This is a genomic window from Staphylococcus sp. FSL K6-0223 (assembly GCF_038008285.1).
Genome location: NZ_JBBOYX010000001.1, coordinates 839,559 through 852,879, shown reverse-complemented (window position 1 = coordinate 852,879; position 13,321 = coordinate 839,559). Strand labels below are relative to the sequence as shown.

Below are 13,321 nucleotides of genomic sequence, written 5' to 3'. Positions count from 1 at the left end.
TTGATATCATTATACTTCGAAACACTTAAAATAAATATCATAAAAATTATATAATTTTTATATTTAAAAACTTTTATAAGCACTCCAATATATAAAAAGAATCTAAGACAATCATTTTTTGCCCTAGACTCCAATATAAAACTCATACTTTTCTATTTCCTATTAAGTCACTATAGTATTTAATAGGGTTCATTCCATCTTTCCATGTAGTATAAATCAGTGTTCCACCTTGTTTTTTGAATTTTTCATTACTAGCACCACGTTCAAATGAAGACGCTAGTTCAATATTCATATTAGGATTAACATTTAATAAATTTGCATACTATTTAGCCCACATATCACCTTTAACTGGATCATTTTGAATTAACTAATCAATATTTCAGTACAGATTCACTCTATAATCAAAACCGTCAGAAAATTAAATAACAACATAAATATAAAAAGCAAGAATTCTTTTATCACTATATTAATCTATATTATTATTTTGATTATTAAATTTAGCATTTTTATTTATTATCTTTTTCTTTTTTTCAATTTGTATATTAAATAAAATTGTTGAAAATCAAAAGATGTAAAATTTCGACAAGTTTTATGTAAAAAATATTTAAATTATATTTAAAGATATCAGTAAAGCTAAACAAATAATTAAAGAATATGTCCATTTTTTTAATATAAAAAACTAACATTAAAAATGGCTGATTTTGCATAAAACAAAACCAACCATATCTTTTAATTATTTACTTGTCTATTTGACAAAGCACACTTCAAAATGAACTTATCAGTCTTTTTATTATATTTCCTAAATTTCTATAACTAAATTATGACCAGTAAAAACACAAAACATTGATATATCAACATTTATAGGCGTTTTTACATCATACCTGGCATACCGCCCATTGCAGCATTATCATTACTTTCAGGCTCTGGGATATTTGCAACTACCGCTTCAGTAGTTAAGAACATTGCAGCAACACTTGCAGCGTGTTGTAAAGCTGAACGTGTTACCTTAGTAGGATCTACAATACCTTCTTCAAGCATATTCACCCACTCGTTTGTAGCAGCATTGAATCCGACACCTGCATCAGCATGTTTAAGTCTTTCAACAATAACTGAACCTTCTAATCCAGCATTTTCAGCAATTTGACGTACTGGTGCTGATAAAGCTTTAAGTACAATATTAACACCTGTCGCAACATCGCCTTCCGCTTCTATTTTTTCAACTTTATTATAGATATTAACTAATGCTGTACCGCCACCTGCAACAATACCTTCTTCAACTGCAGCGCGTGTAGAATTTAACGCATCTTCAATACGTAATTTACGTTCTTTTAATTCTGTTTCAGAAGCAGCACCTACTTTTATCACTGCTACGCCACCAGCTAATTTAGCAAGACGTTCTTGTAATTTTTCTCTATCAAAGTCTGAATCAGTTTCTTCAATTTGTGCTTTGATTTGACTTACACGTGCATCAATACTGTTATCGTCTCCATCACCATCAACAACAGTTGTATTATCTTTTGTTACTTCTACTTTATTTGCAGTACCTAACATATCAATAGAAGCATCTTTTAATTCTAATCCTAAATCATTTGTAATCACTGTTGCACCAGTCAATATTGCTAAATCTTCTAACATTGCTTTACGACGATCACCAAAGCCAGGTGCTTTAACAGCTACAGCAGTGAAAGTACCTCTCATGCGGTTTAATACAATATTTGTTAATGCATCACCTTCGACTTCATCTGCCACAATTAAGATTGGTCGACTTGATTGAACAACTTGTTCTAATAAAGGTAGTATATCTTGGAATGATGAAATTTTCTTATCTGTAACTAAAATATATGGTCTTTCTAATTCCGCAATCATTTTATCAGAATCTGTTACCATATATGGAGATTGATAACCTCTATCAAATTGCATACCTTCTACAACTTCTAGTTCCGTATCAAGTCCATTAGATTCTTCAATTGTAATAACACCGTCATTACCTACTTTGTCCATTGCTTCAGAAATATATTTACCAATTTCTTCATCAGCAGCAGAAATTGCACCTACTTGTGCGATTTCATTTTTATTTTCAACTTTTTGAGAAATATCATGTAATGCTTCAACTGCTACTCTGACTGCTTTATCAATGCCTTCACGTAAACCAACTGGATTTGCACCACTTGTTACGTTTTTCAAACCTTCTTGAATCATTGCTTGTGCTAATACTGTAGCAGTTGTAGTACCATCACCAGCAATTTCATTTGTTTTATTTGCTACTTCTTGAACTAATTTAGCACCCATATTTTCATATGGATCTTCTAATTCAATTTCTTTGGCAATTGTTACACCATCGTTTGTAATTAAAGGTGCAACATATTCTTTATCTAATACAACATTTCGACCTTTAGGACCAATTGTTACTTTAACAGCGTTTGCTAGTTTATCCACACCACGTAACATCGCTTGTCGAGCATCTTCTGAAAATTTAAGATCTTTAGCCATCTATACGACCTCCATTAATATTAATCATTTTTTTGACAATTTTTATATAGTTATTTTTACTTTTCTATAATTGCTAATATATCTTCTACATTTAAAATTAAATAAGTTTCTTCTCCACGTTTAATCTCTGATCCAGCGTATTCTTGAAATACTACTGAATCACCTTCTTTTACTTCGGGAGCAACTGTCTCACCATTATCAAGAAGACGTCCGCTGCCTACCGCAACTACAACACCTTCGTTAGATTTTTCTTTTGCGCTATCAGTTAAAACGATTCCACTTTTAGTTGTTTCTTCTTGTTCTTTTCTTTCGATAATCACACGGTTTCCTAATGGTTTAAGCATGATTGTTCCTCCTTAGCAGGGTCTATTTAGCACTTTAATATAATGAGTGCTAACCTAATTTTTATAATAATCAAATTTGGTCAATATTTCAAGTAAAAACATTCTCTTACTTTTGTACATCTGAGTTTTTTACGATAAAATAAGAATTATTGATATTTAATCTGGAGGTTTCAAATGGCAAGAATTTGGGTGGCAATACTAACATTATTTATATACGCTTTAGCACAATTTTTACCCTTAGTTCTAGCACAGACGCCTATATTTAATCGTTTATCAGGTATGGCTTTAGCTAGGGCTGGAGTGTATACTCAAGTTATCTTATTTATACTTGCAGCAATTTTAATCATCTTTCTTCATTTCAAAATTAAGAATCCTACAAACTTAGAGCAAGAACATAAAGAATCAAAACGTTATATTATCCCATGGGCTGTACTTGGCTTTTTCATAGTTATGTTATATCAAGTTATTGTAGGTGTGATTAACATATGGATTTTCGGTCAACCACAACAAAGTCCAAATACTCAACGAATAATGGCTGTAGCAAAACAACTCCCTATTTTTATTATATTAATTTCTGTTGTAGGCCCTATTTTAGAAGAATATGTATTTAGAAAAGTGTTCTTTGGTGAACTATATGATCGAATTAAAGGAAATAGAATCATTGCCTTCTTAATTGCTTCTATCGTAAGTTCTTTACTTTTTGCATTAGCTCATAATGATATTAAATTTATTCTTATTTATTTTGGTATGGGGATGATACTTTCATTAGCTTATACTTTAACAAAACGAATTTCTGTTCCGATACTTATTCATATGTTTCAAAATGGCTTCGTTGTAGTAATGCAAATTTTCCTTGGCGATTCATTAAATCATTTAAAACAACAAACTCAATTTATTATTCATTTGTGTAACTAGCACATAATTTATCTTAATAAATAAAAGCATCGAATGCTCTAGACATTTGATGCTTTTACTTTTTTTTCGTTTTTAACTTTTGATATACATAAATTATCATTACAGTGGAAGATATTAAAATTAAAGTAGGAATCAGTATCATATTCAAAGTTTTTATATATGATTTTGATTCTGTTTTTTTATGAGGAGAAGTAATGACTTTTGTATGTTCTTCTACTTCATACTTATGAATTGTTTTTGGCTTTTTTAAATCAGGCATAGAGCCAATGTCACTTGTAATTAATGATAAAACTTGCTCATCTAAATTTTTATAATATTCTTTAGCATTAAGTGGATTAAAATATTGAAATCTAAAGTATTGAGAATCCTCTTGTAATATATTTAGATTTTGATTATCAAATTTTTGTTTCGTAATTAAACGATTAAAATCTTTATTTGTTATTTTTTCACTATTATCATCTAAATGATTAACCTTATTAATAATATATGGGTTGTACTTATAAGCACCCTTTGCATATTGATTAAACCTATTTAAGATATTTTCTGAAAATCTTGACTCTATTTGATATATACTTGGATAAGTGGATTCTTTTCTTCTATCACTTTGAAAATATAGATTATTTTGCTTTAAATGTGTTGGTTCAAAGTTATTATGATTGTTTTCAACTAGTTGTCGTGAAAACAATTGGTTAAACATTGTTTTTGAAACACTATTTTGAGACTTACCCTTTTGATAATTAGTGTTTGAGTAAACATTGGATGAAGTATTATCGTTATATGGTTGTATGATTTGATTTTGTTTCGACTTCATTGATTTAGACCTTACATTTTGATGTTCTTCTTGCTTAAAAATAGTCGAATCATCATTTTTACTTTTTTGTGTTGTTTTATATTTATTATGATTTTTTTCTTTAGAAGATGACGTGTTATTTTTATGGATATGTTCTATTCCACTCTTTTGTTGATTCTTATCATTAACTTTTTCTTTTTTTGGTTCTTCTATGCTATCAGTTTCCTTGTTCGTTTCATGTGCTTTCTCTGTTTTTGGTTCTTTAGGGTTATTAGTTTCGTCACTTTCTTCTTGTGATTCCTCTGCTGTTGATTCTTTTGTACTGTTAGGCTCGTTGCTTTCTTTTTGTGACTCTTCTGCTGTTGATTCTTCTGTGCTGTTAGGCTCGTTGCCTTCTTCTTGTGATTTCTCTGCTGTTGATTCTTTTGTGCTGTTAGTCTCGTTGCCTTCTTCTTGTGATTCCTCTGCTGTTGATTCTTTTGTGCTGTTAGGCTCGTTGCCTTCTTCTTGTGATTCCTCTGCTGTTGATTCTTTTGTGCTGTTAGTCTCGTTGCCTTCTTCTTGTGATTCCTCTGCTGTTGATTCTTTTGTGCTGTTAGGCTCGTTGCCTTCTTCTTGTGATTCCTCTGCTGTTGATTCTTTTGTGCTGTTAGGCTCGTTGCCTTCTTCTTGTGATTCCTCTGCTGTTGATTCTTCCTTACTGTTAGTTTCGTTACTTTCTTGTTGTGATTCTTCTGTGTTGCTAGTTTCATCGTTGGTATGATTAAATTCTTTTATGTTTTGATTTTCATTACTTAGTTCAATTTTAGAATGCTGAGTGTCAGAAGTTTTTTGTAGGTTTACTTTCTGATCTACGTCTTCACTCTCTATATTAGAAGAGGTTTCAGCATAACTATAGTGACTGAATATAGTTGCACTTATAGCAAAAATAAGACTTGTTCGAATAACATTTTGTTTTATCATTCTGAGACCTCCTCTTATTTTTAACAGTTTTAGTATAAAGAATAAAAACATATCATGCATGCATATAAACAAATTGATAAAGAATATTAATATTTATGAAATTTTTTGTTATATAATAATTTACTTATTCCAGTATAAATTTTATACTGGATATATTAAAAAAAGGAGATTATTTGATGGGACTATTTGATAAAGAAAACACAAAACCATTTTTAACTGAAGTTGAAAACAGACGTACAATTTATAAAACTAAAACATCTATTTCTATTAGTGATGAAGAATTAGAGGAAATGATTGAACATATTGTAAAATATATGCCTTCAGCTTTTAATTCACAATCAACACGTATCGTTTTATTACTTAATGATCAACATATTAAATTCTGGGAAAATGCTAAAACTGTACTCAAAGATGTAATGGGACCAGATCGCGACTTTGAACCTACTAATCAAAGAATTAATGGTTTCGAGCATGCCTACGGAACTATTTTATATTTTGAAGATGAAGATGTTATAAAATCATTACAAGAACAAATGCCATCATATGCTGATAATTTTGCTAACTGGGCTGTTCAAACAAATGCTATGCATCAATACGCAATTTGGACTGCACTAAGTTCAAAAGGTATCGGCGCATCGTTACAACACTATAATCCACTAGTTGATCAAGTTACAACACAAACATTTGATATTCCAGCATCATGGAAACTTGTAGCACAAATGCCATTTGGTGATATTGAAGAACAAGCTGGTGAAAAAGAAATTCATCCTACTGATCAACGATTTATTATTAAAAAATAATAAATTTAAATTTATCAATGAAGCATATTACAGTTAAGTCATTTTACCTTAATTGTAATGTGCTTCATTTTGCTTTTCATAGCCAAATTTAGTAAATTGAAATTATTAAGCAGGTTGAGGAGTGGTTAAAGTGAAAATACAAATATTCCAATTTTATGTCGAATATGGAAATGTTGAGAAAAATGAACAAAAAATTTCAGAATGGTTTAATACTCAATTAGATGCTGATACTGAAGTTGTTGTGTTGCCAGAAATGTGGAACAATGGCTATGCTTTAGAAGAATTAAATGAAAAAGCAGATCAAGCATTATCACGTAGTTTTCCTTTTATTTCGAATCTTGCTCAAACATATCAAGTTGACATCGTCGCAGGATCTGTTTCAAATAAACGAAATAATAAAGTTTATAATACTGCTTTTACTGTATCTAAAGAAGGTCGTCGTATTAACAAATATGATAAAGTTCATTTAGTTCCAATGCTAAATGAACCAGAATTTTTAGAAGATGGAAAAACAGTTCCAGAACCATTTGCTTTATCATCAGGTGCTCTCGCCACTCAAATTATATGCTATGACTTAAGATTCCCTGAATTGCTAAGATACCCATCTAGAGAAGGTGCTCAAATCGCATTTTATATCGCCGAATGGCCAACATCTCGGCTTAATCATTGGAGAAGCTTACTTCAAGCTAGAGCTATAGAAAATGATATTTTCATCGTCGCATGTAATGGCACAGGTCATGATGGAAATACTGAATACGCTGGACATTCAATGGTTATCAATCCTAATGGAGATATTCTTGATGAGTTAAACAGAGAAGAAGATACTATTTCAATTGATATCAACATTCAAGAAGTATCACGTCAAAGAGATGCTATTCCAATCTTTAGAAATTTAAAACCTCATTTATATAAATAAAAAAAGTCGTGAGCTTGGGAGAGACTCACGACTTTTAATTAAGGGAATGATTTACAGTTATTTTTCAATTTTTTGGGGATGTTATTAATTATGAAAAATTACATTGCATAACAATGTTTTGATAGCTTGCATATTGAAAATAATTACCTTCTATTCAGAATAGCTAAGTTAATTATTTTCTACTGAGTTAACACTTCAGCGAGTATTATGCATTTTTCATCAATAAGTTGGGATAGCTTATTAATGAATAGAACTACACGAAGAAATAAATAAATGAAATATTTCACTATGAAAATCGATATTATCGAATAACCCATTGGTCTCGATCATCACAAATACATAGTCAAACTACACAAACATTCCTTACAACTCATCGATAAATCAACTTTTAATTTCGCAACTACTAACAAAATCAAAAAAAGATTTATTCGAATAAAACAAAGACTAACAATTTAAAGACTAAGATTATTAAGTTTATATCACTTTAATGTGATATGAGTATATTAAAACATAACATTCATTTAAGTTATTAAAAATTTCTTAACTTGCATCTTTTTCTACTAAACTGTTTATTTTTATATGGTAAAATATGAGTTATCGAATTACTTTTACAGTTAAGTATTAAATTTTAACAGTTAAGCATTATTTTACAGACTAATTGCACAAAATTGTATAATATAGTCAAGGAGAGTGGCACAATATTGAAAGCAATTGATGATAAAATTGAGCACTTTGCATCTTATTTACAAGAGAAAAACAACCTTGATCATATCCAATTCTTAAAAGTACGATTAGGCATGCAAGTGGTTGTTAGTAATATTGCTAAAACAATTGTGACATATGGTGCTGCGCTCATATTCCATACATTTTTGTATACTTTAATCACACACATTAGTTATTTTTTAATTCGACACAATGCACACGGAGCGCATGCAAAGTCTACTTTGCTATGCCATATTCAAAATTTAATTTTATTTGTTGGTTTACCATGGCTCATTGCTTACTATCATATTAATATGGGTATCATGTATAGTGTTAGTGGTATTGCATTATTACTGATTATTATTTATGCACCAGCTGCCACTAAGAAACAACCCATACCCGAACGACTAAAACCTCGCAAAAAAATAAAGTCTATTATTTTAGTAGTGGTTTTAATCATTATTTCTATTATAGTACCAGAGCCATATAAACAATTAATTTTATTAGGTATGATACTTGAAAGTACAACACTATTACCATTCTTTTTTCCTAGGGAGGATTATTAATTATGACATTTATTACAGATTTATTCATTAAACTATTCTCATTAATCTTAGAAACTGTTGGTACACTTGCCACTTATTCAACATGCTATGGATATTTCGATGAATCAGAAGTTCCTGAAGAGTTAACAAATTTAGAAAGATAGTATTTGTCAGAAAGTGTGTGACTTATGAATTTGTTTGAAAACTTAGCTTTGCCTTTTTTTCAAGGTTTTCTTTTATTTTTAATTGCAAAAATTATTTTAGATATTAAATATAATTTAAGGGATTATTTAATCATTTTTGCGATTATAATCCCTTCTGCTTTTTTGTATTACTTTTTTGGCAGTTTTCTATTATTATTTTTACTTATTAGTTGTGTAATATTTTTATATTTAAAAGTAAAGTTATATTCTATTTTAGCTGTCCTAAGTAGTGCAATCTTAATGTTTTTAAGTAACTTTATAGGTTTTTTTATATCAATTTTCTTGCGATTCTATATTAGTAATACTATTTTAGTTGCTATTTCTTATACTATATTTTTTTCATTTATTTCTATTATCCTAGGTTATTCTTTTAAATTTCTGTTTAAAAGACTTAAAAAATCTTATTTAGCAATTAACAAAACTTATTTACTTGTTATTTCTATAGTATTAGTTTCATCATTTATGATACTTTCTACGTATTCTCAAATACCTAAGAGTAGTGGAACAACTTTAAAAGGTTATGCTTTAATTTTTATTAGTATACTTCTCTTTTTCGCCATTGTTATTATATTAATATCGATAAACACATTAAGAGAAATGCGTTATAAGCAAAGTTTGGAAGAAATTGAAACGTATTATGAATACACACTACAAATAGAATCGATTAATAATGAAATGCGTAAGTTTAGACATGATTACGTCAATATTCTTACTACAATGTCAGAATACATAAGAGAAAATGATATGGATGGTTTAAAGACATATTTTAATGACAATATTGTTCCTATGAAAGATAACCTTCAAATGAACTCAATCAAAATTAATGGTACGGATAATTTAAAAGTGCGTGCTATTAAAGGATTAGTAACAACTAAAATTTTACAAGCTCAAGAAAAAAATATACCTATTAGTATTGAAGTGCCAGAGTTAATTGATCATATTGAGATGAATACAGTTGATTTAAGCCGTATCATTGGGATTATCATTGATAACGCTATTGAGGCTTCAGAAGAATTAGAAGATGCCTTAATTAGAATTGCATTCATCAATGTCGAAACGTCAGTCATGTTTATTGTTATGAATAAATGTAAAGAAGATATGCCGAAAATCCATGAATTATTTCAAGATTCCTTTTCAACTAAAGGAGATAACAGAGGACTTGGTCTAACGACTTTAAAAGACATTACTGATACTACTGAAAACGTGTTACTTGATACTACTATAGAAAATGGCTACTTCGTTCAAAAAGTAGAAATTATAAATAATATGCCATAAGGATGTGAAAAAATGAAAATATTCATTTGTGAAGACGATGTGAAACAACGTGAAAATATGGTTTCAATTATTAATAACTATATAATGATTGAAGAAAAACCGATGGAAATAGCGTTAGCGACAGATGATCCTTATGAAATTATTGAACAGTCAAAAGAAATGAATGATGTTGGATGTTATTTTTTAGATATACAATTAGAAGCTGATATTAACGGTATTAAACTTGGAAGTGAAATTCGAAAGTATGATCCTATTGGGAATATCATCTTTGTTACAAGTCATAGTGAACTCACTTACCTAACATTTGTCTATAAGGTATCTGCAATGGATTTTATTTTTAAAGATGATCCTAATCAACTTAAAACGCGAATAATAGATTGTATTGAAACTGCTCATACACGTTTAAAATTACTTTCAAAAGAAAGTAATGTTGAGACAATTGAATTAAAGCGTGGTAGCAATTCAATATATGTACAATATAATGATGTCATGTTCTTTGAATCGTCTACAAAATCCCATCGTTTAATTGCGCATCTTGATAACCGTCAGATTGAATTCTACGGAAATCTTAAAGAATTAGCACAACTCGATGATCGTTTTTTCAGATGTCACAATAGTTTTGTTGTAAATCGCCATAATATCGATTCAGTCGATTCTAAAGAACGAATTGTAACTTTCAGAAACGGTGAGCATTGCTATGCCTCTGTACGTAATGTTAAAAAGATATAATATTAAAACCCCTTCATTTTAATATCTGAAGGGGTTTCTTAATCTCTTTTTTAAAGTTCTTCAATAACTTCTTCTAAACTTGGAATACTTTCGATAGCGCCATACTTAGTAGTTACTTTTGCAGCTACTAAATTACTAAATTTTAAAATTTCTTCTCCTTTTCCTTTAAATAGAGAAGTAATGTCTGTTAATTCTGTATTTAAAATTCTATTAATGACTGCACCAATAAACGCGTCTCCAGCACCAGTAGTGTCAACAGCTTCAACTTTATACCCTTGATGATGAATAATTGTCCCATCTTTTAAATAAGCTGTTGCTCCTTTGTCTCCTTGTGTATAGATAACTACTTCAACATTTCCTTTAAATAAAGATTGAATCGCTTTATGTTCATCACTTATTCCAGTAACAAATTCAATTTCTTCATCTGAAATTTTAATGATATTTGCTTTGGGAAGAAATGATTGAATAGTTACTTTACACGCTTCTGCGCTATCCCATAGTGGTAATCTAACATTTGGATCAAATACTATCATCCCATGAGCCGCTTCAAATTTTTCAATCATAGCAAGATGTGCATTTTTCATATCACATTCAATTAAATCAACAGAACAAAAATGTAGAACATCTTGATTAGAAACATTGATTTCATCTAAATTCGAAGCATGATAAAGCATGTCAGCTGATGGTTTACGATAAAAAGAAAAATCTCGTTCTCCATTTTCTTTTAAACTAACGAAAGCGAGTGCAGTATTAGCTGTATTTGTTCGTTTAATATATGTTGTACCAACGCCTATTTTTTCTAACGTCTCTACAATAATATCTCCAAAAGCGTCATTACCTAGTTGTGTAACCATTTCTGTACTACTACCTAATTTTTTAGCCACACTTGCCACATTAGCAGGTGCCCCGCCAACTTGTCGACTAAATTGCGTTACATCTTTAAGTTCAATATTTGTTCTATTTGGAATAAAATCGATTAATGCTTCACCAATAGCGTATAACTTTCTCATTTATTTATCTCTCCCTAAGTCATATTTAGTAAATTTCAAATAAACTTGACCTGTTTCTGTAGATGTGCGAATTGCTGTAGCATTTTCATCAGGAAAAATTCTTGACGTCAAGACACGCTCTCCATCATTACAAAAAATTTCAATACTTGAAGTATCCACAAAAATGTGTAATTGCTTTAATGGCGAATCTAAATATGTAGATCTTGTCACACCTTCAACATTACTAGGTAATGCACCACTTTCTGATCGATCTAATGTAATCTTTTGCTCCCTAGTATTATAAGAAATTAATGTTGAATTTAACTTAGATGCTCTTAATTCAAAATATATTTCTGTTGCTTCATTTTCTAAAATATCAATAATAAGCTCATATTGCGTACCTTCATAAGGATGAAGTGTTGTATTATATTTGTTAGCATAACCTAATGCTGTTTCTTTATTTTGACGTAACGTCTCTAACGCTTTCAAAGGACGTTGGCGTAACCGTCCTTCTTCGATTGTTAACTCTCTAGGTATCGTTAAACAATGTGCCCAACCTTCTTCATCTGTAGGATATTGAGTATCTGGTAATCCCATCCACCCAATTAAAATACGCTTACCATATTCATCTATAAATGTTTGTGGCGCATAAAAATCAAAACCATTATCAAGTTCCATAAATGTATCATGTTTGAATTCTAATGTATCGAAATTTAAATGACCGATTAGATATCCAGATTGATAAATATTTCTATATTTTTCATCTTTTGCATCAATACCTTGAGGACTAAAAATAATTACATCTTGTCCATTTAAACTAAAATAGTCTGGACATTCCCACATATAGCCAAAATCTTCTAGTTCGGTTGTAATTTCTCCAATATATTCCCATTGATCAATCTGTCGATGTATCATTTTGTACAAAAGTAAACGTCCTAATTCTTGTTGGGTTTGGACACCTAATATTGCATAATATTCTTCATGATGTTTAAATACTTTTGGATCTCTAAAATGACTTGTATATCCTTCAGGTTGATGAGCAATCACAGGCTTATTTAATTTTTCGATTGAACCATCTTGTTTTACTTTTGCAATCATTTGACTGGCATATCTTTTCCATTCTTCATCTCGATGATTACCTGTATACATATAATATAAGTTTCCTTCAAATTCAAAAGCACTTCCACTGTATACCCCATGACTATCATAAATCGTATCAGGTTTTAATATGGGACCATTTGGTTCAAATGTCACTAAATCTTTACTAGTATAATTAAACCAATATTTCAGTCCATGCACGGCACCCAATGGAAACCACTGGTGAGATACATAGTATGTTCCGTTATAAAACATTAATCCATTAGGATCGTTTAATAAACCTGTTTCAGGTTGAATATGAAAGTGTTGACGATAGCTTGATTGTTCTATTCGATGCTTTAACGCTTCTAATTCATCTTTGTTCACATCTTCAATACGACGATAGCGTTGTTCTCTTGACCACTCAGTCATATTAGGCCTCCTAAATCATTAGTATTAATTTTATCATTTAATATCGTAACGGTAATTAGTCTTAAGACTTTACAATCCATGATTTAAAAAGCGGGAAATTGTATTTACAATACTCCCGCAAACTTTGCAATATCTGATATATTTTTTAATA

At 30.0% G+C, this 13,321-nt stretch carries 12 protein-coding genes and 1 pseudogene; 7 read left to right on the top strand and 6 right to left on the bottom strand.

The features are described from left to right. Nucleotides 1-142: 142 nt before the first annotated feature. The 3 genes and pseudogenes from MHI13_RS04170 to groES all read right to left on the bottom strand — a co-directional run. Nucleotides 143-352, bottom strand: a pseudogene (locus MHI13_RS04170) (hypothetical protein); the annotation flags it as partial. 518 nt (nucleotides 353-870) lie between these two features. Continuing rightward, nucleotides 871-2,490 (bottom strand): chaperonin GroEL, encoded by a 1,620-nt coding sequence (gene groL, locus MHI13_RS04165; protein WP_070547945.1) that lies wholly within the window; start codon nucleotides 2,488-2,490, stop codon nucleotides 871-873. Between the two features lie 56 nt (nucleotides 2,491-2,546). Continuing rightward, the gene (gene groES / locus MHI13_RS04160) at nucleotides 2,547-2,834 is read right to left on the bottom strand and encodes a co-chaperone GroES (RefSeq protein WP_017175272.1); all 288 of its coding nucleotides are present in this window, start codon (nucleotides 2,832-2,834) and stop codon (nucleotides 2,547-2,549) included. 174 nt (nucleotides 2,835-3,008) lie between these two features. On the opposite strand from groES, the gene mroQ reads away from it, so the two are divergent. Beyond that, nucleotides 3,009-3,749 (top strand): intramembrane glutamic endopeptidase MroQ, encoded by a 741-nt coding sequence (gene mroQ / locus MHI13_RS04155; protein ID WP_037541691.1) that lies wholly within the window; start codon nucleotides 3,009-3,011, stop codon nucleotides 3,747-3,749. A 55-nt stretch (nucleotides 3,750-3,804) separates the two neighbouring features. Here the strand turns inward: mroQ and MHI13_RS04150 are convergent, their stop codons facing one another. Continuing rightward, nucleotides 3,805-5,502 (bottom strand): SdrH family protein, encoded by a 1,698-nt coding sequence (locus MHI13_RS04150; protein WP_340761024.1) that lies wholly within the window; start codon nucleotides 5,500-5,502, stop codon nucleotides 3,805-3,807. A 176-nt stretch (nucleotides 5,503-5,678) separates the two neighbouring features. On the opposite strand from MHI13_RS04150, the gene MHI13_RS04145 reads away from it, so the two are divergent. The 6 genes from MHI13_RS04145 (at nucleotide 5,679) to agrA (ending at nucleotide 10,672) form a co-directional block, all read left to right on the top strand. Then, entirely contained in the window at nucleotides 5,679-6,302 is a 624-nt protein-coding gene (locus MHI13_RS04145) for a nitroreductase family protein (RefSeq protein WP_061815724.1), read from the top strand. 130 nt (nucleotides 6,303-6,432) lie between these two features. After that, the gene (locus tag MHI13_RS04140) at nucleotides 6,433-7,218 is read left to right on the top strand and encodes a carbon-nitrogen family hydrolase (protein WP_054105554.1); all 786 of its coding nucleotides are present in this window, start codon (nucleotides 6,433-6,435) and stop codon (nucleotides 7,216-7,218) included. 701 nt (nucleotides 7,219-7,919) lie between these two features. Then, a complete protein-coding gene (locus MHI13_RS04135; RefSeq protein ID WP_049379609.1) occupies nucleotides 7,920-8,486 on the top strand; it encodes an accessory gene regulator AgrB in 567 nt (188 codons plus the stop codon). Between the two features lie 2 nt (nucleotides 8,487-8,488). Next, entirely contained in the window at nucleotides 8,489-8,629 is a 141-nt protein-coding gene (gene agrD / locus MHI13_RS04130; protein ID WP_017175278.1) for a cyclic lactone autoinducer peptide AgrD, read from the top strand. A gap of 24 nt (nucleotides 8,630-8,653) precedes the next feature. Continuing rightward, nucleotides 8,654-9,943, top strand: a complete 1,290-nt coding sequence (gene agrC, locus MHI13_RS04125; RefSeq protein WP_049379608.1) for a quorum-sensing sensor histidine kinase AgrC — start codon at nucleotides 8,654-8,656, stop codon at nucleotides 9,941-9,943. A 12-nt stretch (nucleotides 9,944-9,955) separates the two neighbouring features. After that, nucleotides 9,956-10,672 (top strand): quorum-sensing response regulator AgrA, encoded by a 717-nt coding sequence (gene agrA, locus MHI13_RS04120; protein ID WP_049379607.1) that lies wholly within the window; start codon nucleotides 9,956-9,958, stop codon nucleotides 10,670-10,672. A 50-nt stretch (nucleotides 10,673-10,722) separates the two neighbouring features. Here agrA and MHI13_RS04115 read toward each other — a convergent pair whose 3' ends face one another. Together MHI13_RS04115 and MHI13_RS04110 are read right to left on the bottom strand one after the other, a co-directional pair. Continuing rightward, nucleotides 10,723-11,682, bottom strand: coding sequence for a carbohydrate kinase family protein (locus MHI13_RS04115; RefSeq protein ID WP_048678788.1), 960 nt, complete (start codon nucleotides 11,680-11,682; stop codon nucleotides 10,723-10,725). Continuing rightward, nucleotides 11,683-13,170, bottom strand: coding sequence for a sucrose-6-phosphate hydrolase (locus MHI13_RS04110; RefSeq protein ID WP_017175281.1), 1,488 nt, complete (start codon nucleotides 13,168-13,170; stop codon nucleotides 11,683-11,685). Nucleotides 13,171-13,321 lie beyond the last annotated feature (151 nt).